Annotated in this window: 16 protein-coding genes; 9 read left to right on the top strand and 7 right to left on the bottom strand. The window is 63.0% G+C overall.

All coding sequences use genetic code 11. The annotated features are described in order from the left end of the window. Positions 1-10 precede the first annotated feature (10 nt). Positions 11-223, bottom strand: coding sequence for a DUF1674 domain-containing protein (locus tag NKH04_RS02155; RefSeq protein ID WP_352451229.1), 213 nt, complete (start codon positions 221-223; stop codon positions 11-13). Between the two features lie 115 nt (positions 224-338). Between NKH04_RS02155 and htpX the strand changes: the two genes are divergently transcribed. The 5 genes from htpX to purH all read left to right on the top strand — a co-directional run bounded on the left by htpX (position 339) and on the right by purH (position 6617). Continuing rightward, positions 339-1355 (top strand): zinc metalloprotease HtpX, encoded by a 1017-nt coding sequence (gene htpX / locus NKH04_RS02150; protein ID WP_352817489.1) that lies wholly within the window; start codon positions 339-341, stop codon positions 1353-1355. Continuing rightward, the gene (locus tag NKH04_RS02145; RefSeq protein WP_352451231.1) at positions 1352-1678 is read left to right on the top strand and encodes a hypothetical protein; all 327 of its coding nucleotides are present in this window, start codon (positions 1352-1354) and stop codon (positions 1676-1678) included. Before htpX ends, NKH04_RS02145 begins: the two co-directional genes overlap by 4 nt. Then, positions 1675-3021 carry an RsmB/NOP family class I SAM-dependent RNA methyltransferase gene (locus NKH04_RS02140; RefSeq protein ID WP_352817486.1) on the top strand — a complete coding sequence of 449 codons (1347 nt, stop codon included), beginning with the start codon at positions 1675-1677 and terminating at the stop codon, positions 3019-3021. The genes NKH04_RS02145 and NKH04_RS02140 overlap by 4 nt, the downstream gene beginning before the upstream one ends. 146 nt (positions 3022-3167) lie before the next feature. Further along, a complete protein-coding gene (locus NKH04_RS02135; RefSeq protein ID WP_352474667.1) occupies positions 3168-4916 on the top strand; it encodes a heparinase II/III family protein in 1749 nt (582 codons plus the stop codon). Positions 4917-5000: 84 nt separating this feature from the next. Continuing rightward, positions 5001-6617, top strand: a complete 1617-nt coding sequence (purH, locus tag NKH04_RS02130; RefSeq protein ID WP_352540907.1) for a bifunctional phosphoribosylaminoimidazolecarboxamide formyltransferase/IMP cyclohydrolase — start codon at positions 5001-5003, stop codon at positions 6615-6617. A 37-nt stretch (positions 6618-6654) separates the two neighbouring features. Here purH and NKH04_RS02125 read toward each other — a convergent pair whose 3' ends face one another. Together NKH04_RS02125 and NKH04_RS02120 are read right to left on the bottom strand one after the other, a co-directional pair. After that, complete coding sequence (locus NKH04_RS02125) at positions 6655-8034, bottom strand: MFS transporter (RefSeq protein ID WP_352834066.1); 1380 nt, start codon at positions 8032-8034, stop codon at positions 6655-6657. Between the two features lie 189 nt (positions 8035-8223). Next, positions 8224-13044: an NAD-glutamate dehydrogenase gene (locus NKH04_RS02120; protein ID WP_353044008.1), complete on the bottom strand. Its 4821-nt coding sequence runs from the start codon at positions 13042-13044 to the stop codon at positions 8224-8226. A gap of 130 nt (positions 13045-13174) precedes the next feature. Between NKH04_RS02120 and NKH04_RS02115 the strand changes: the two genes are divergently transcribed. Continuing rightward, entirely contained in the window at positions 13175-13738 is a 564-nt protein-coding gene (locus NKH04_RS02115; RefSeq protein ID WP_352683681.1) for a peroxidase-related enzyme, read from the top strand. Positions 13739-13875: 137 nt separating this feature from the next. After that, a complete protein-coding gene (locus NKH04_RS02110; RefSeq protein WP_023678126.1) occupies positions 13876-14199 on the top strand; it encodes a YciI family protein in 324 nt (107 codons plus the stop codon). 7 nt (positions 14200-14206) lie between these two features. On the opposite strand, the gene NKH04_RS02105 is transcribed toward NKH04_RS02110, so the two are convergent. Beyond that, positions 14207-14821, bottom strand: coding sequence for a LysE family translocator (locus tag NKH04_RS02105; protein WP_352834068.1), 615 nt, complete (start codon positions 14819-14821; stop codon positions 14207-14209). Positions 14822-15214: 393 nt separating this feature from the next. On the opposite strand from NKH04_RS02105, the gene NKH04_RS02100 reads away from it, so the two are divergent. Next, complete coding sequence (locus NKH04_RS02100) at positions 15215-15841, top strand: DUF1062 domain-containing protein (protein ID WP_352834071.1); 627 nt, start codon at positions 15215-15217, stop codon at positions 15839-15841. A gap of 31 nt (positions 15842-15872) precedes the next feature. Here the strand turns inward: NKH04_RS02100 and NKH04_RS02095 are convergent, their stop codons facing one another. Further along, entirely contained in the window at positions 15873-16082 is a 210-nt protein-coding gene (locus NKH04_RS02095; RefSeq protein WP_352772143.1) for a hypothetical protein, read from the bottom strand. Positions 16083-16098: 16 nt separating this feature from the next. Then, the gene (gene typA / locus NKH04_RS02090; RefSeq protein ID WP_352451241.1) at positions 16099-17928 is read right to left on the bottom strand and encodes a translational GTPase TypA; all 1830 of its coding nucleotides are present in this window, start codon (positions 17926-17928) and stop codon (positions 16099-16101) included. Between the two features lie 198 nt (positions 17929-18126). Between typA and NKH04_RS02085 the strand changes: the two genes are divergently transcribed. Next, positions 18127-18408, top strand: coding sequence for a hypothetical protein (locus NKH04_RS02085; RefSeq protein WP_352451242.1), 282 nt, complete (start codon positions 18127-18129; stop codon positions 18406-18408). Between the two features lie 47 nt (positions 18409-18455). Here the strand turns inward: NKH04_RS02085 and NKH04_RS02080 are convergent, their stop codons facing one another. Beyond that, positions 18456-20030 carry an alkaline phosphatase D family protein gene (locus NKH04_RS02080; protein WP_352540899.1) on the bottom strand — a complete coding sequence of 525 codons (1575 nt, stop codon included), beginning with the start codon at positions 20028-20030 and terminating at the stop codon, positions 18456-18458. Positions 20031-20232: the final 202 nt, after the last annotated feature.

Genomic DNA, 20232 nt, shown 5'->3' with positions numbered 1-20232 from the left:
CCTGCTTGCGCTAAAAGTCGCTGGTCAGGCCCTTGACCTCCCAGTCGCCATAGCGGCCAGGCTCCTTGCCGCCGCGCCCGCCGATCTCCCTCGGCAGCGTGGCTTCCTGCTCGCGATATTTCTCCCGCCGGGCCTCGGCCTCGACCAAGGCGCGCCTGGCTGCCGGGGTCAGCGGCTTTTGCGGCGAGCCGTTAGCATGCGTTTGGCTGGTTTTGTCGATCATGCGATCTTCCGCTAGATTGAAACAGGCCCGATTGAAACGGGAACGGCTGTTTCCCATCATATAGCGATGCGCCCACAAGGATCGACCCCTTTGTTGGGCCCAAATGGAGCAGACGATGAACACCCTTCGCACCGCCATGCTTTTGGCCGCAATGACGGCCCTGTTCATGGGCGTCGGCTATCTGGTCGGCGGATCCGGCGGCATGATGATCGCCTTGCTGATTGCCGCCGGCACCAATTTGTTCAGCTATTGGAACGCCGACAAGATGGTGCTGTCGATGCACCGTGCGATCGAAGTCGACGAACGCAACGCGCCTGAATATTACGCCATCGTGCAGGGTCTCGCCCAACGTGCCGGCCTGCCGATGCCGAGAACCTATCTCATCGACAATCCGCAGCCCAATGCCTTCGCCACCGGCCGCAATCCGCAAAATGCCGCTGTCGCCGCCAGCACCGGCCTGCTCGAGCGGCTATCGCATGAAGAAGTCGCGGCGGTGATGGCGCACGAGCTCGCCCATGTGCAGCACCGCGACACGCTGACCATGACGATCGTCGCCACCTTTGCCGGCGCAATTTCGATGCTCGGCAATTTCGCCTTCTTTTTCGGCGGCAACCGCGACAACAACAATTCCTTCGGCATCGTCGGCGTGCTGGTGGCAATGATCGTCGCGCCTTTGGCCGCCATGATCGTGCAGATGGCGGTGAGCCGCACCCGCGAATATGAGGCCGACCGGCGCGGTGCCGAAATCTGTGGACACCCGCTGTGGCTCGCCTCGGCCCTTGACAAGATCGCGCGGGGCGCCGAACGCATCCGCAACCCGGATGCCGAGCGCAATCCGGCAACCGCCCATCTCTTCATCATCAATCCTCTTTCCGGCGAGCGCATGGACAGTTTGTTTTCCACTCACCCGAGCACAGAAAACCGCATCGCCGCGTTGCAGAGGATGGCGAGCGAAATGGCCGGCGCACCCGAAGCGGCCGCGACGTCAAGGCCGGCGCCGGAAGCGACCGGGCAGCAGCCGTCTGGTTCGTGGGACAGGGCCGCGCGGCCCGAGAGGCCGCCTGAGCCGGCCAAGCCGAGACCCAATCCCTGGGGACGCAATCCGACCGGCCCCAAAGGTCCGTGGTCGTGACGAGCGCGACAGACAAAAAAGGCGGGATCTCGCTGGCGGAAATGCGCGATCTTTGTGCAAGGCACTGGAACCCTATCGGCATACCGATGGCGAGCATAGCAACATCAAGTGACCTGGGCTTTCGCCCACTTCCTGAAGATGAATATGACACCTATCTCCGCCACATCGTCCGACTTGTCGGGGATGGTGCATCTCCAAAGCAAGTCGCGGACTATGTCGGCACGGTTGAGAAAGACTACATTCAGGTGATCTCACCCCTAGGAAGTAAAGAAGATTTTGTCAGCGCCATATTTAAACTAGTCAACCGATCGCCGACACAATGAGGCCAACTCACAGTGAGGCTTCAGAAGCTCGCGGTCTCGCCGCGCGCAAGGCAGCCGCGCGGCTGCTTGCCGCTGTCATCGACGCGAGGACGCCGCTCGACGGGCTGACCGACCATGAGAACGGCCATCCACAATACAAGGCGCTCGACCTGCGCGACCGCGCTTTGGTGCGCGCCATTCTGGTCACCGCCCTGCGCTACCGCATGACCATATCAGGCCTTTTGGCCCGTCGCCTGGAAAAGCCGCTACCGCCCAACGCCACGGCGCTTTCGCACATTTTGCATGTGGCGGCAGCGCAGATCCTGTTCCTCGATGTTCCCGACCGCGCCGCCGTCGACCTCGCCGTGACACACGCCAAGTCCGATCCGCGCACGGCGCGCTTTTCCGGCCTCGTCAACGGCGTGCTGCGCACGCTGGCGCGGGCCAAGCAGGACGAGCTCGCCGCAGCACTTGCCGCTACCGACGAGGCGCCAAAATGGTTTTCCGACCGTTTGAAAACAGTCTACGGCCTCGACAAGGCCAGGCAGATACTGCTCGCCCATCGCCATGAGGCACCGGTCGATTTCTCGGTCAAGTCGGACCCGGCGCTGTGGGCCGAACGGCTCGGCGGCTTTGTCCTGCCGACCGGCACGGTGCGGGTGGAAAAGCTCAGCGCTTCCGTGACCGAACTGCCCGGCTTTGGGGAAGGCGCCTGGTGGGTTCAGGATGCAGCGGCCAGCCTGCCGGCCCGGCTGTTCGGCGACATCAATGGTTTGCGAATCGCCGACCTCTGTGCCGCGCCGGGCGGCAAGACCGCCCAGCTGATCCTCGCCGACGCCCACGTCACCGCGCTCGACATGTCCAAAACGCGGCTGGCACGGCTGACGCAGAACCTCGAACGGCTCGGTCTGGCCGCCGAGATCGTCCAGGCCGATCTGCTCAAATACGAGCCGAAGGACCTCTTCGATGCGGTCCTCCTCGACGCACCTTGCTCTTCGACCGGCACGGTGCGGCGGCATCCCGACGTCCCCTGGACGAAGACGGCGGCCGACGTCGAAAAACTGGCCAACCTGCAACGCCGGCTGCTTGCCCGCGCCGTCACCCTGGTCAAGCCTGGTGGACGCATCGTCTTTTCCAACTGTTCGCTCGATCCACTGGAAGGCGAAGAGCTCTATCGCGACTTTCTCGCCGGCAATGCGGAGATTGTCGACGACCCGCTTCGGCCGGGTGAGATCGCCGGCATCGACCCGTTTCTGACGCCGCAAGGCACGTTGCGCACCACGCCTGCCGATCTGGAGCTAGGCTCGCCGGGCCGCTCCGGGCTGGACGGCTTCTTCGCCGCCCGCATGCGCAGAGCCGGCTAAGGGCCGATCTTGAAGCGCCGTCCGGCTTCTTGGGGCGAGGAGGCATGGAAAACAGGCTGAACGGCCCCACTGCCGCGGAATTCGCCTTCGCACAAGTTCTTGAATCATATAAACTTGTGCCTGGGTGAGGACGATCAGGAGGGGTTTTGGCAATCGCTGCCGGTAACACGACGCGTCTGTGGACGCTTGTCGCGAGGGAGTTCTGGCGCAAGACGCGCCGGCGCTTGCGCGCCGGGCCACTCTATCGCTGGCGCTACTCAGGCCGCACGCCGGAGCGCGTCCTGATCGCCCCACCGGACCTGCGGCTCGCCGATCCTCAGATCGCGCTCGAGATCTATTACGGCCGCTATCCGCTTTCGGGGCATCTGGTCGAGACCGGCGGCAAATCGCCCTTCCAGATCGACGTGCCCAATCCCGGCTGGCAAAAAACGCTGCATGGCTTTCGCTGGCTGCGGCATATGCGTGCCGCCGGCACCGAGCTAGCCGCCGCCAACGCGCGGGCGTTGGTTTCCGACTGGATTGCAATCCATGGCAGCCATATTTCCGGCGTCGCCTGGGAGCCCGGCACGACGGCCAAGCGTGTCATTGCCTGGCTGCAGCATTCCTCGATCGTGTTGCAGGGTGCCGAATTTCCGTTCTACCGCGCGTTCTTGAAATCGCTCGCCGTCCAGATCCGCTATCTGCGCGCCATGGTGCGCGAGATGCCGGACGGCAAGGACCGGCTGCGCGCCCGCATTGCGCTGGCCTTTGCCGCTTTGTCGCTGCCGGCGCCGGCCTCGGCGCTACGCGGTGCTACCCGCAATCTCGCCGAGGAGCTCGACCGCCAGATCCTGCCTGACGGCGGCCATATCTCGCGCAATCCGATGGCCGTGCTTGAAATCCTCGCCGACCTTCTGCCGTTGCGCCAGACATACGCCAATCAGGCCGAGACACCGCCGGCCGCCCTGATCGGCGCCATCGACCGGATGCTGCCGGCATTGCGCTTCTTTCGCCATCAGGACGGCAGCCTTGCCCGCTTCAACGGCATGGGCGCCACCATTCACGACCGTATCGCCAGCATCCTGCATCACGACGACACCGCCGGCGCACCGTTGCTGCACGCGCCGCATTCGGGTTATGAGCGCCTGTCGATGGGCGGTGTCACTGTGATCGCCGATACCGGCCCGCCGCCCCCTGTCGACGTATCCAATGCCGCTCACGCCGGATGCCTCGCCTTCGAATTGTCGTCGGGCCGCCAGCACTATATCGTCAACGCCGGAATAGACACTTATGGCGCCGCCGAGTTCCGGCCGCTTGCCCGCGCCACCGCCGCCCACTCGACCGCCACCATCAACGACACGTCGTCGGCGCGCTTCAATCACTCCTTGCGCGTCAACGACCTGCTCGGCACGCCTTTGATCGGCGGGCCGCAGCATGTGCCTTGCAAGCGCACCGACCAGAAGGGCAGCCAGGGCTTCATCGCCCGCCATGACGGCTATGCAGCGCGCTTCGGCTTCCTGCATGAGCGCGAGCTGAAATTATCGACCGAAGGCAATGTGTTTGCCGGCAGGGACCGTTTCCTGCGCCCGGGCGGCGCTTCTATCCGCAACAATGGCCGTGACTTCGTCACGGTGCGTTTCCATGTCCATCCCGATATTAGCCTGCTCCAGGATGAGCATGACCGTCTGGTGCTGGCCGCCGACCATGCCGACACCTGGGTGTTTACCTCTACCGAAGTGGTGCCCGAGGTCGAGGAATCGATCTATTTCGCAGGGCTTGGCGGCCCGCGCCGCAGCCGCCAGATCGTGCTTGCGTTCAAGGCCTCGGAAACTTCGGAGGTCCACTGGCAATTGACGCGCACCATCATCGCCGGCCGTCCGGAAAAAGCTGAAGCCGGTGGCAACGGCAGACACTGATCAAGTCTTGCGGCTTGATTTCCGGGCCTCATATGCTACGGCCCGCGGACGCTCTCCAACCAGAACTGGAAAGGCCGCCAGCCCATGGCCGTCGCCGCCAAGAACATTCCCGCGCCCGACCTTGTACCCATCCGTCGCGCGCTCCTTTCCGTCTTTGATAAGACCGGCCTGATCGATTTCGCCAGGGCGCTGGCTTCGGCCGGCGTCGAGCTAGTCTCGACCGGCGGCACCGCAAGGGCGCTTGCCGAGGCAGGCATGGCGGTGCGCGACGTGTCCGAGCTCACCGGCTTTCCCGAGATCATGGACGGCCGCGTCAAGACGCTGCACCCGTCGGTGCATGGCGCACTGCTTGGCGTGCGCGACGATCCCGAGCACGCCGCAGCGATGCGCGACCACGGCATCGAGCCGATCGATCTCGTCGTCTCCAATCTCTATCCGTTCGAAGAGGTGCGTCGCTCCGGCGCCGACTACGCGGCGATCGTCGAGAACATCGACATCGGCGGCCCGGCGATGATCCGTGCCTCGGCCAAGAACCACGCCTATGTCGGCATCGTCACCGATCCCGATGACTATGCCTCGGTGCTCAACGCGCTGGAGATGAATTTCGGGTCGTTGTCGCTGGATTTCCGCAAGAAGCTGGCAGCCAAGGCCTTTGCCCGCACCGCCACCTACGATGCGGCGATCTCGGGATGGTTCGCCGAGGCGCTTGAGATCGAGCATCCGACATGGCGCGCCTTCGGCGGCAAGCTGCAGTCGGTGATGCGCTATGGCGAAAACCCGCATCAGGGCGCCGGCTTCTATGTCAACGGCGACAGGCGGCCGGGCGTTGCCACGGCGCGCCAGCTTCAGGGCAAGCAGCTTTCCTACAACAACATCAACGACACCGACGCTGCCTTCGAGCTGGTCGGCGAGTTCGACCCGTCGCGCTCCGCAGCAATTGCCATCATCAAGCACGCCAACCCGTGCGGCGTCGCTGAGGACGCTTCGCTGCAGGCGGCCTATGCCAAGGCGCTGGCCTGCGATCCGGTCTCGGCCTTCGGCGGCATCGTCGCCATGAACCGCATCCTCGATGCCGGAACCGCCGAAGAGATCGTCAAGACCTTTACCGAGGTGATCATCGCACCGGAGGCGTCCGAAGAAGCAGTCCGCATCATTGCCGCCAAGAAGAACCTACGCCTGCTGGTCACCGGCGGCCTGCCCGACCCGCGCGCGGCGGGCCTTGGCTTGAAATCGGTTGCTGGCGGTTTGCTGGTCCAGGGCCGCGACAACGCGGTGGTGGATGACCTCGAGCTGAAAGTGGTGACCAGACGCGCTCCGACGCCGGCCGAATTGGCCGATCTGAAATTCGCTTTTCGTGTGGCAAAGCACGTCAAGTCGAACGCCATCGTCTATGCCAGGGATGGCGCTACAGTCGGCATCGGCGCTGGCCAGATGAGCCGGGTCGATTCCTCGCGCATCGCGGCGCGCAAGGCGCTCGACGCCGCCGAGGCTGCCGGCCTGACGGAGCCCTTGACCGGGGGCTCGGTCGTCGCCTCGGATGCCTTTTTCCCGTTCGCGGATGGGCTTTTGTCGGCAATCGAAGCCGGCGCCACAGCCGTCATCCAGCCCGGCGGCTCGATGCGCGACGACGATGTCATCGCCGCCGCCGACGCTCACGGCATTGCCATGGTCTTCACCGGAGTGAGGCATTTCCGGCATTGAACGCGTTACCCCCGCTGTGGGAGAAGGCAAGAGCAGCTCACTCCGCCGGCCGATCCGCCGGATAGGGCGTGCCGATCAGGATCGCCATGCCGGCGCCAAGGAACAGCACGATCGCCGCCATGCCGAGCCGCGCCGAGCCGCTGGCCAGGGTGATCGTGGCCACCATGAAGGGTGCGGCAAAACTGGTTGCCCGGCCGGCCAGCGCATAGATGCCGAAATAGCGGCCCGATTCGGCAGCGGAGACGCTGCGCGCCATGTAGGAGCGCGACGATGCCTGCACCGGCCCGAAAGCAAGCCCGATCAGCAGGCCGTAGAAAATGTAGGCTTTTTCCGCCGCCGTGCCGAACAATCCGCCGCCGTCCAGTCCGGGCATCATCATCCAGGCGCCGAACAGCGTATAGCCCGGGCCGGTCGAGACGATGCCGAGCGTAGCGATGCTTAGCATGACCAGCGAAATCATCACTATGGTCTTGGAACCCAGTGCTGTGTCGAGGCGTGCGGCAACCAGGCAGCCGACGATGGCAACGACGTTGAGGATGATGCCGAACAGGCCGATCTCGGTAATCGACCAATGGAACATTGCCGCCGCAAACGTTCCGCCCAGCGCCAGCAGTGCATTGACGCCGTCCTGATAGATCATGCGGGCGACGAGAAAGCGAAAAATGCCGCTGCGCTTGCGCACTTCGGCCAGCGTCGACTTCAGTTCCGACAGGCCTTCGCGCACCGCCGGCCCGATTGGAATGCCTTTGATCGCATCAGGCGTGAAGAAGAACATCGGCAGGATGAACAGGAAATACCAGGCCGCCGACAACAGTCCGGTGGCGCGCGCGTCCTCGCCGAGCCTGGGGTCGAGGCCGAAGATCGGGTCGAGCCCAACGACGGTCTTGCCGGTTTCAGGCGAGCCGGCCATGACGGTAACGACGAAGATCAGTGCGATCATGCCGCCGAGATAGCCGAGTCCCCAGGCCATGTTCGAGATCCTGCCGATGTCGCTCTTCGGCACCAGGCGGGGCATCATCGAATCGTTGAACACAGTCGAGAATTCCGCCGCGACCGACGCCAGCGAGAACAACGCCACGACCAGAAAAAGATTAGAGCCGGGCGCGGCGAACCACAGCAGGGTGAGGCAGGTGATTTTAACCGCGGCGAAGAAGGCTATCCACGGTTTGCGTGGTCCAGTCTGATCGGCGATCGAGCCGAGGACCGGCGACAAAACGGCAATGACGACGCCGGCGGCGGCAATGCCGTAGCCCCAGGCCGCTTGCCCGGTCTCTGGATTGCTGGCCATGCGCGAGACGAAATAAGGACCGAAGATGAAGGTGGTAACGACCGTGAAAAACGGCTGTGCCGCCCAGTCGAACAGCATCCATCCCCAGATGCCGCGTCCCGATGCCCGCTGCACTGCCATCTCAGCCATGTCCCCTCCGCTGGAGCTTGCTCCATGCCGATCGAATCGGAATGATGCTCCGTCTTGTTGTTGAGCACGATCTTGTCCAAAAGCCGATCGTCACTTTTTGGGATCATGCTCCGGCGCCCCCCAACGCAGGGCGCCGTTCGCTCAATAGCGCAGTTCTTCCCGGCAATCCCGCGCGATGTGGAAGACGTCTCACAGCCCTGTCAGATCGCTCATCAGGCCGGACGCCACCGACAGCCGCGACACGGTGATGTCGCCGCCCTCGGTCAGAGCCTGCAGCCGCTCGCGGATGCGTCCGACCCGTTCGCCGCCCGCCTCCAACCATGCTGTCACCGGATCCGCCGCCTCGGCATGACTGGTGAGTGCCGCCACCGCGATGCCGCGCCTGGCCGCGCCGATTGTGTCGGTGGCGCGCGAAAGCGCCAGTTGATCGTAATAATCCGAGGGCGTGATCGACCGCGCCGCATCTTCGACGCGCGGTATGCGGAAGACATCGCTGACTGCAAAAAACGCCTTGGCGGCAGCGACGATGCCGGCAGTTGCCGTCCGCGCCGTCAGCGCAATGTCGGGGATGAGTTCCGCCACATCGGTCAACGCCAGTTGCTCGGCCAGGCTCTCGGGCGCGCCGCCCTTCGACAGGCTGTGCCGCCGCTCCTCGATCCGCTCGCGCGAGAAGGCCGGCAACAGCGCAACGAGCTTCGGCTCCAGCGCCTTGCGCGCATCCTGCAACTCGGTGATCCGCTGCCCGAGCGGTGCGGTGCCGGCATCGTTCTTCAGGTACCAGCCGCTGGTCACATAGATCAGCCGGCTGACCGCCTGATAGAGGTCGAGCTGGATCTGTCCGTCGATCAGGTTGTCGAGCGCGTCGATCTGGCGATAGAGCGCCGGCAGCGCAAAGCCATCCCGCACCACGGCGAAGGTGCGCACGACATCGGCGGCACTGCGCCCGGTCGCTTCCTGCAGCCTGTTGACGAAGGACGGGCCGCCGCGATTGACCAGGTCATTGGCGACGGCACGGGCGATGATCTCGCGGCGCAGGCGATGGCCGTGGATTTCCGCCGCATATTTCTTTGCCATGCGGTCGGGAAAATAACCCATCAGGTCGCGGTCGAAATGCGGATCGTCCGGCACGTCGCTGGCGACGATATCGGAAAACAGCACGATCTTGGCATAGGCAAGCAGCACGCCGAGCTCGGCCCGGGTGAGCGGCTCGCCGCGCGCGTCGCGCTCGGCAAGAGCCGCCGGCGACGGCAGCGTCTCGACGGCACGGTCGAGCAGCCCGCGCGCCTCGAGCGCCTCCATGAAGCGGCTCTGATGGGCAATGTCGGCAAGGCCGCGCTTGCGAGCAAGGGACAGCGCCAGCGTCTGCTGGTAATTGTTGGACAGCACCAGGGCGCTGACCTCGTCGGTCATCTCGGCCAGCAATTTGTTGCGCGACGGCCGCGTCAGCGATCCCTTCCGCATGGCGGAAGCCAGCGCGATCTTGATGTTGACCTCGACGTCTGAGCAGTTCACGCCGCCCGAATTGTCGATCGCATCTGAGTTGCAGCGGCCGCCATTCAATCCGAATTCGATGCGCGCCCGCTGTGTGACGCCGAGATTGGCGCCTTCACCGATGACCTTGGCACGCAGGTCGAGCGCGGTGATGCGGATCGCGTCATTGGCACGGTCGCCGACGTCCTGGTTGGTCTCGCCCGATGCCCTGACATAGGTGCCGATGCCGCCGAACCACAAAAGATCTGCCGGCGCCTTGAGGATGGCACTCATGATCTCGACCGGCGTGGCCGTTGTCTTGCCGAGGCCGATAGCTGCAGCCGCGGCAGCCGGCAAGGTGATCGACTTCTGGCTGCGCGAGACGATGATGCCGCCTTCGGACAGCTTCGTCTTGTCGTAATCCTGCCAGCTTGAGCGGGCGAGAGCGAACATACGCCGGCGCTCGGCCATCGAAGCGGCCATGTCGGGATCGGGATCGATGAAGATGTCGCGATGATCGAAGGCGGCGATCAGCCGGGTCTGCTCCGACAGCAGCATGCCGTTGCCGAACACGTCGCCCGACATGTCGCCAACGCCGACGACGGTGAACGGCGTGGTTTGGATGTCGCGGTTCATCTCGCGGAAATGCCGCTTGACCGCTTCCCAGGCGCCCTTGGCGGTGATGCCCATCTTCTTGTGGTCGTAGCCGGCCGAACCGCCGCTGGCGAAAGCGTCGTCGAGCCAGAAGCCGTGCCTTTCGCTGATGGCGTTGGCGATGTCCGAGAAGGTCGCCGTGCCCTTGTCCGCGGCGACGACGAAATACGGATCATCCTGATCGCGCCGCACGACGCCGGCTGGCGGGATGACGCCATCCAGCCCGATATTGTCGGTGATCGACAACAGGCTGGAAACGTAATTCTTGTAGGCGGCCGTGCCGGCCTCGAAAATTGCGTCGCGCCCGGCGCTCATCGGCAGCTTTTTCGGGTAGAAGCCGCCCTTGGCGCCAACCGGCACGATCACCGCATTCTTGACCTGCTGTGCCTTGACCAGGCCGAGCACCTCGGTGCGATAGTCCTGCGCACGGTCCGACCAGCGCAGGCCGCCGCGCGCGACCGGGCCGAAGCGCAGATGCACACCCTCGACCTCGGAGCCGTAGACGAAGATCTCCCGCCATGGCCGCGGCGCCGGCAGCCCGTCGACCGATTGCGAATCGAGCTTGATCGCCAGCGATTGGCCTTTCTGTTTCGTATCGGCAACGAAATGATTGGTGCGCAGCGAGGCTTCGATCAGGTTCAGATAACGGCGGATGATGGTGTCGTCGTCAATGTTGGGAACGTCTTCCAGCGCATCCGTGATCTTGGCTTTCAGATGTTTGGCCTGAACGACGCCTTCCGTCTCGGCCGTCGCGCCGAGGCGGGCGACAAACAGCGCATGCAGGCCGCGGGCGATCTCGGGATAACGGTTGAGCGCGGCGGCGATGAAATCCTGGCTCTGCGGGATGCCGGCCTGCTGGAGATAGCGGCCATAGGCGCGCAGGACGGTGATCTCGCCCGACCACAGGCCGGCGGTCTGGGCAAGGCCGTTATAGCCGTCATTGTCGACATCACCGCGCCAGACGGAAAGGAACGCATCCTCGAACAGCGCGCCGCCATTGCCGAGGTCGATCGGCCTGCCGTAGCTGTTCTCGAGTTCCATGTCGTGGATGAAGACCATGCCGGGCTGATCACTATTGATCGTGCCGGATTGATTGTCGCCGACCTCGAAAGTGCGCTCGCTGATGACGCGGAAACCAATGTTTTCCAGCACGGGCACGCGCCGCGACAGCGCCACCGGGCTGCCATGGTGATAGATCTTCAGTGCCGCCTGATGCGGCTTCTGGTCGGCGTGACGGTAATAGTCGATGGCGATCGGATTTGACGCATCGAGCTTGGCGATGCGCCCGGCATCGGCCAGCGCCACGCCCGGCCGAAAACTGTCGCGATAGCTTTCCGAAAAACGCGAGGCGATGGCCGTGAGTCTCGCATCGGCGCCGGTCTCGGTCGCGGTCTCGCGCAGGGCATCGTCCCAAGTCCGTACGATGTCGCGGATCGCCGCCTCGATCGTTGCCTGCTCGACCTTCGGCGTCTTGCCGCCGGAGCGGCCGATGATGAAATGGACGCGCGCCAGCCCGCCTTCCGGGAAGGCCGGGTAATAGGCGGACAGCCGGCCTTCGAAGACGGTCTTCAGATAGGTGCCGATCTTCTCGCGCACGACGCTGTCGTAGCGGTCGCGCGGCACGAAGACGAGCACGGAGACGAAGCGGTCGAACTGGTCGACACGCACCAATGCCCTGACGCGCGGCCGCTCGATCAAGCCCAGTATGGCTTCGGCATGCTTGCGCAGGATCGGCACCGGAACCTGGAACAGCTCGTCGCGCGGATAGCTCTCCAGCACGTTGATCAATGCCTTGCCGGAATGGTCGCTTGGATTGAAGCCGGATTTGGCGATGACGGTTTCCGCCTTCGAGCGCAGATAGGGGATTTTCATCACCGAGCGCGTATAGGCAGTCGAGGTGAACAGGCCGACGATACGGAGCTCGCCTGAAAGCACGCCTTTGCCGGTGTAGGTCTTGACGCCGATGTAGTCGAGGTAGATGCGGCGGTGCACCGACGACTTGGCGTTGGCCTTGGTGACGATCAGCGGTTCCGGCCCATGCAGGAAGGCGCGGATTTCCGGCGTCGTGCTCACCGCTTCGGTGCCGCGTCTGAGCACCAGCACGTCGGGATCGGAAAGGATGCCGAGGCCGGGCTTTTCGGCGCGCTCGAGCATGCCGCTCGTCTCGCCGCCGGTATAGTTGAATTCGCGCATGCCGAGAAAGGTGAAGTTGTCGTCGCGCAGCCATTCGAGGAAGGCGATCGCCTCGGTGACATGGGCCTTGTCGAGCGGCACTGGCGAGTAGCGGAATTCCGAGATCGCCTGGTCGAGGCGGGCAAGCATCGGCTTCCAGTCGGTGACGGCGGCTCGCACCTGGCCGAGCAGTTTCGTCAGGCGTGCGGCCAGGCCTTCGGCCTGCTCGGCCGAAAGGCGGCCGATATGGACATGGATGACGCTCAGTCGGTCATGGCTGTGGTCGCCCTTGGCATAACCGCCATCGCCGAGGATTTCCTCGACGCCGTTCTTGCCGTGCCTGACGACTATGACTGGATGGGTAACCAGCAGCGGCTCGCCGGCGCTTTCTGTAATCTCGCCGAGGACGGAATCGAACAGGAACGGCATGTTGTCGTTGACGACAGTGATCACCGTCATCGGCCGGCCCTGGCGGACGACACCGGAATCGACGTCTATGGCAACGACGCAGTCGTCCTTCTTGTGCCTGGCCACTGCGCGGCCGGCGAGTTCGGCAGCGCGTTCGAGATCGATGACGTCGTAGGCGGCGACATCTTCGGCCGGAGCTCGGGCCAGCAGGTAGTCGGCAAGCCTGCCGGGCTTTTCACCACCCGCGGCTTCACCCCTCGTCAGGCCGGCTTTTTTCAACCGGCTCGCTGACTTTACGCTGGCCATGAGTCCCTCCCGTCACATGTTTTTGCGGCTATGCTAACAGATGACGGGTATTTGGCGACAAAGGTTTGACGGCTTGCGACGAAATGTCGGAATTCACCGGCAGCCTGGCGAAAAAGAGGAGAGATCCGCCATGACGGACAAAATCACCGCGCTTGACCTGGCACCGGCGGAGCTGAGCGACGCGACCAAGGCCTATTTCACCAAGTGCCGGGAGAAGCTCGGCCTCGTTCCCAACGTGCTGCTCGCCTATGCCTTCGACGAGAAGAAGCTGCGCGCTTTCACCGACATGTACAATGATTTGATGCTGGGTGAATCCGGCCTGTCGAAACTCGAGCGCGAGATGATCGCGGTGGCCGTCTCATCGGTCAACCATTGCTACTATTGCCTGGCCGCGCATGGCGCGGCGGTGCGCCAGCTTTCCGGCGACCCAGCCTTCGGCGAGATGATGGTGATGAATTTTCGCGCCGCCAAGCTGTCGGACAGGCAACGCGCCATGCTCGAATTCGCGGTGAAGCTGACCGGGCAGCCGGCAAAGATCGTCGAAGCGGACCGGGCGGCGTTGCGGCAAGTCGGCTTTTCCGACCGCGACATCTGGGACGTCGCCTCGACCGCGGCGTTCTTCAACATGTCGAACCGGCTGGCATCGGCAATCGATATGCGGCCGAACGATGAATACCATGCGATGGCGCGATAGGGCACCGCCGTTGCGAGCCAACGGCATATTATATTAGCTACTTCGCATTCTCGTTGCTTGTTTGCCGGTTTGGTCCGATGATCGGCATGCGGCATGACCGCATGCCGGTTCGATGCCGCCGATCAGAGGAGGAGAACATGGCGAAATTTCTCTACGTCTATCACGGCTCGGGCAAGATGCCGACCGAGGAGGCCGAACGGAAGGCAGCGATGGATGCCTGGAACGGCTGGTACGGCAAGCTTGGTTCAGCGGTGGTCGACGGTGGCAATCCAGTCGGCATGTCGAAGACCCTGCTGCCTGGCGGCAAGGTCGAGAACAATGGCGGCAGCAATCCGACCGCCGGTTACACCATCATCGAAGCAAAGGACATCGACGATGCCGTCGGCAAAGCCAAAGATTGTCCTATCTTGACGGACCCGGGTTTCAGCGTCGAGATCGCACCGATAATCGAAATGGGTTGACGCCGGCTCAAGACCGCGCGGCGATCGCCGCCGCAGCGCCGGCCATGGTACCGGCGCTGATGCGGTTGGCGATTTTCATCGCCCGCTTGCTCCTCAAGAGCTTGCGCGCCTGCGATGCGGCGAGCACCCATGTCAAATCGATGGCGACCAGGACCACTGCCATGGTCGCCGTCAATTCGATCCAGCCCACCATGCTGACCGAACCGAGGTCGATGATGGTCGGCAGCAGCGCCAGATAGAACATCATGATCTTGGGGTTGCCGAGTGTCACCGCCATGCCGGCAAAGAACAGTCTGACGGGCGAATCTTCGCGCGGCAGCGCGCCTTCCTTGGCCTCGACCGGTGCCGTCCACATCTTCCAGGCAAGCCAGCCGAGATAGGCGACGCCGACCCACTTCACGACGACAAAGGCAAAGTGGAACGTCTGCGCCACCACGGCGAGGCCAAACACCGCCAGCGACAGCCAGATCGCTTCGCCGATCCACATCGCAAGCAGGAACGGGAACACGTCGCGAAACCCTTTTGCGATGACCCGCGCCACAAGAGCGGCGATCGATGGGCCGGGCGAGCCGGCGGCAACAAGCAGGGCGCCGGCAAAAATCAGAAGCGATGTGAAATGCATGACGCGGATCCCGTTTGAAATGTTTGGGTCGTTCAAGATAACCCAACTGGTCCGACGACAGTAGCGTCCACCGAAAGAAGGCTTGTCGGCCAGGCACCTCGCGGCTAGAAATGTCGTCCCGACATCATTTCGAGCTTCACTTTGCCTTCGTAACCGCCGGTCTCGTCAACTCCCCCAACACAGAGCAGGGCGTCGCAGTCGCGATGCCTATTTTCACATCATGTGTTCCTCGGGTGGCGGTTCGAGACCGGTTTGGCACTGCTGAACCGCTGTCGCGCATAACCACCCGCGACACCTGATTTCCAACTGCCGCAGTCTCTCGCCACGCCGTGCCCGCATGGGTTCTCGATATCGCCGATCTGACGAACTTCCCGACGGGAAGGGCTTTTCGGCATGCCTTCGATACTGCGTATCCGCTGGACGATCACACCCAAGACCGCACCTCGACCTCACCTCAACTGCAATCGCTGCGGCGGCCTGAAAGCCTATCGCTGCAGCGGCAAATTCCGGGTCAATGCCAACGGCAAGCGCATTGACGCCTGGTTGATCTACCGCTGCATCGACTGCGACAATTCCTGGAATTTCGGCATTCTGGAGCGCTGCAGCCGCCGCGATATCGAACCGACAATATTGCAGGCGCTCGAAAGCAACGATCCGGTCCTGGCGCGGCGCCATGCCTTCGATGTTGCCGCATTGCGAAGCAGTATCGGGCGCGTCGAGGAGTTTCCCGAAGCCGTCGTTCATAAGCAGGCGCTCGGGGATAGACCGGAAAATACCAGCGCGCTCGAACTTCGGCTCTGGCTCGAAATGCCGACAGCGCTGCGGCTCGACCGGTTGCTCGCCAACGAACTCGGTGTCTCGCGATCGCGGCTTCAGGTTTGGGAAGAGAAACGATTGCTGGTGGTTGGTCCGGACGGAGCCAAAGCCTTGCGCAAGCCAGCGCGGGCGGGAACGGCGATCCAGATCCACCTGTCTGGCGAACCAGACCGGGACAAAATCATTTCGGCTGCAGGTGAATGAGGCAACGGCAGGGAATCCGTACGGCCAGGGGTCAGTTGCCCTCTTTGGAGGCCGAGCCAATCAAACCCTTGGCCGCATCGAGATCGCAGTCGGCGACTTGCACATGGATCAAGCCAAGCCTGCCCGTGTCGAGAAGATAATTCGCGAGAGCATAAATTCCATACGCGTCGAGCATCGACACGCAAACTTCGGCCTCGGGTCGATTGTCGTATATGACAGCCGTGACGAGTTTACCGCTCATTGCGCGGTATTGCCCTTTACGCCGCGCCGACCACTTTCGCCGACTTCTCAAAACGCTTGCGCTCATTCGGATCGAGATAGAGCTTGCGCAGGCGGATGGTCTTCGGCGTCACTTCGACCAGCTCGTCGTCCTGGATCCAGGCCAGCGCGCGTTCCAGCGTCATGCGGATCGGCGGTGTCAGCTTTACCGCCTCGTCCTTGCCGGCGGCGCGGATGTTGGTCAGCTTCTTGCCCTTGAGCACGTTGACTTCGAGGTCGTTGTCCCTGGAATGGATGCCGATGATCATGCCCTGATAGACCTTGACGCCCGGGTCGATGACCATCGGGCCACGGTCTTCCAGGTTCCACATGGCGTACGCCACCGATTCACCCTGTTCGTTGGAGATCAGCACGCCGTTGGTACGGCCCGGCAGCTCACCCTTGTAAGGTTCATAGGCATGGAACAGCCGGTTCATCACAGCGGTGCCGCGCGTGTCGGTCAACAGTTCCGACTGGTAGCCGATCAACCCGCGCGTCGGCGCGTGGAAGACGATGCGCTGGCGATTGCCGCCCGAAGGGCGAAGCTCGACCATCTCGGCCTTGCGCTCCGACATCTTCTGCACGACGACGCCGGCATGCTCCTCGTCGACGTCGATGACGACTTCCTCGACCGGCTCCAGCAATTCGCCGCTATCGCCCTTCTGCATGACGACGCGCGGCCGCGACACGGCGATCTCAAAACCTTCGCGGCGCATCGTCTCGATCAGCACGGCCAGCTGCAATTCGCCGCGGCCGGAAACGAAGAACGAATCCTTGTCAGGTGATTCCTCGATCTTCAGCGCGACATTGCCTTCGGCCTCGCGCAGCAGGCGGTCGCGGATGACGCGGCTGGTCACCTTGTCGCCTTCGGTACCGGCCAGCGGCGAATCGTTGACGAGGAAAGACATCGTCACAGTCGGCGGATCGATCGGCTGCGCGTGCAGCGGCTCGGTCACCGACAGGTCGCAGAAGGTGTCGGCGACAGTGCCTTTCGACAGGCCGGCGATGGCGACGATGTCGCCCGCCTGCGCCTCGTCAATGGGCTGGCGCTCGAGCCCGCGGAAAGCAAGGATTTTCGAGATTCGGCCGGTTTCGACCTGGGTGCCGTCATGGTGCAGCACCTTGACCGCCTGGTTGGATTTCAGCGTGCCGGATTCGATACGGCCGGTGATGATGCGGCCGAGGAAAGGATTGGCTTCCAGGATGGTGCCGATCATGCGGAATGGGCCGGGATGAACGGTCGGGGCCGGCACGTGCTTGATGACGAGGTCGAACAGCGGCGCCAGAGCCTGGTCCTTCGGACCTTCGGGGTTTTCCGAGACCCAGCCGTCGCGGCCTGAACCGTAAAGGATAGGGAAGTCGAGCTGCTCGTCGGTAGCGTCAAGTGCTGCAAAAAGATCGAACACCTCGTTGACCACTTCGACGTGGCGGGCATCTGGCCGGTCGATCTTGTTGATGACGACGATCGGCTTCAGTCCAACCTTGAGTGCCTTGCCGACCACGAATTTGGTCTGCGGCATCGGCCCCTCGGCGGCGTCGACCAGCACGATGGCCGAATCCACCATCGACAGAATGCGCTCGACCTCGCCGCCGAAGTCGGCGTGGCCGGGCGTGTCGACGATGTTGATGCGGGTGTCCTTCCAGTCGACCGAGGTCGCCTTGGCCAGGATGGTGATGCCGCGTTCCTTTTCGAGGTCGTTCGAATCCATGGCGCGCTCGGCGACGCGCTGGTTGTCGCGGAACGAGCCGGACTGTTTCAGAAGCTGGTCGACGAGGGTGGTTTTTCCATGGTCGACGTGCGCGATGATCGCGATATTGCGGATTTTCATGTTTTGGTCTCGGGAGCGTTGCAGGCAGCAGGCCAAAAGGCGCTGCCTCTTTCGGTTGGGCGGCTCATACAGGGTTTTTCGCAATTGCGAAAGAGGAGGCGAGCCACCAAATAAAGTCACCAAATCTTAAATGTCTTGGTGTGAAGTGGAATTATTAACCAAGGCGGAACCTTTCATGGTCCGGACAGTTCGAATTTCATGATCGAGATAGGCATCAAACTCCGGCCGATTTTGGCATGTACCGCGCTCGCCGTCCTCCTCGCGGCCGGCGCGGCGCAATCGGCGGCGTCGTTCAAGGAGACGCGGTCTGCTTTGCCGTCCGACAAGCCGTCGGCGGAGCAGCTTTTTGCCGATGCTCCCGATGGCGTCGATCCGGTGGTGACCGGGCCGGTCAGCGCCGCCTTCAAGCAGCGGCAGCAAAATGCCGGATGCGACAGCGCCGTCTGGCCCAACATTCCCGTCGTCTGCTATCCCGATTGATATACGTTCCTACCCTCGGGCTGGCCCGAGTGTAGTGGCGCCGTCGCTCACGCCGACCGCACCGGATCGAGCGTGACCTTGTAGAGTTCGCTGTCGTCGCGATCCATCAGCCGCACCGTCAACTGTTCGGTGGCGCCATCGATCTCGACGAGCCCGAAGAACTGCAGGCCGGCCGAAGGCGCCAGGTTTTGACCCTGTTCGGCAGTTGGTGCCTTTATGAACTTCAGCTCCGGGCCGAATGTCATATCGAAACCATTAGGCCCGAACGTCCCGGAATGGATCGGACCCGAAACGAATTCCCAAAACGGATCGAAGTCCTGGAACTGCGCCTTGTCCGGATTGTAGTAATGCGCGGCTGTGTAATGCACGTCTGCGGTGAGCCAGACAGTGTTGCTGATACCCGCATTCTTTATATAGCGAAGAAGGTCGGCAATTTCCAGCTCACGCCCTTTGGCCGGGCCATTGTCGCCATTGCTGACCGCCTCGGCCCCTACCTTCTTGGTGCCGTCGTTCCAGACGACGAGGCCGAGCGGCATGTCGGCGGCGATGATTTTCCAGGTTGCGTTGGAATTCGCCAGTTCACGCTTCAGCCACTTGATCTGCTGTTCACCGAGGATGCGCGATTGCGGCGTCATCGTCTCCTGCATATCCGGACCGTTGGGGCCGCGGTAGGAACGCATGTCGAGGAAGAACACGTCGAGCAGCGGACCATAGGCGATCTTGCGGTAGACGCGGCCGGGCTCCGACGGCTCGTAACGGATCGTCGTCATTTCGTGGAAGGCGCGCGCCGCACGTGCCGCCAGCACATGGATGGATTTTTCAGTGTAGCGATCGTCGGCGCTCAGGTCCTTCGAGTCCGACCAGTTGTTCAGCACCTCGTGGTCATCCCACTGATAGAAGGTCGGACAGATGGCGCTGAGCGCCAGCACATGCCTGTCCATCATGTTGTATTTCCACTGCGCCCGGTATTCGTCCAGCGTCTCGGCAACCTTGCGCTTCTCGTCGATCAGCACTTTGTTTTTCCACTTGCCGCCGTTGGGCAGGTCGACCTCGTCCTTCATCGCACCATCGGCATAGATCGTATCGCCCGAATGCAGGAAGAAGTCGGGCGTGTGCTTGGCAATGGTGGCGTAGGTCTTCATGCCGGTCTCGTCGATGCCCCAACCTTGGCCGGCGGTGTCGCCCGACCAGGCAAAGCGAATGTCGCGCTTCGAGGCAGGTGCCGTGCGGAAGCGGCCGACGACCGGCTCGGAAACGGCGTTGATGTCGGCAAGATCGGCCGCGACCATGCGGTAGAAGATGTCCTGGTCGGAGGCGAGATCGGTAAGCAGCCGCTTCACCGTATAATCGCTGGCCGGCGAGGTATCGAGCGGCGCGAGGCGGACGGCATTGGTGAAGCTTTCGGTCGGCGACACCTCGAACATGACGCGCGACGGCCGGTCGGTGCGTGTCCAGACCATGCCGCTGGTGGCGTCGACGTCGCCGGACTGGATGCCATGGGTGAAAGCCGGGCGCTGATTGGCGCGCGAGTAATAGGGGAGGGCGAGGCCCGAGGCGCCGACCAGGCCAACGGCGCTGGCCGACGTGACGAAAGCGCGCCGCGTCATCGAAATCTTGTTCATGGCTGTCTCCTGGATGGCGTTGAACGTAGCCGCCAAGCTCCAGCTTCAATGTTTCAGGCACATTTCGAAACGATGAAGGTTTGATAACAGTGAACAGGCTGGCGAATCTCCCCCCTCGAGGGCAGGGCTATCGCATATGAGTGATGGCATTGATGAGATAGTCGTCGTTCCAGGCGCATTTCTTGATGCGATGGCTGATGGG

It is taken from the genome of Mesorhizobium sp. M1365, assembly GCF_040317865.1.
Lineage (GTDB): Bacteria > Pseudomonadota > Alphaproteobacteria > Rhizobiales > Rhizobiaceae > Mesorhizobium.
This window is presented reverse-complemented; position numbering and strand designations above follow the sequence as displayed.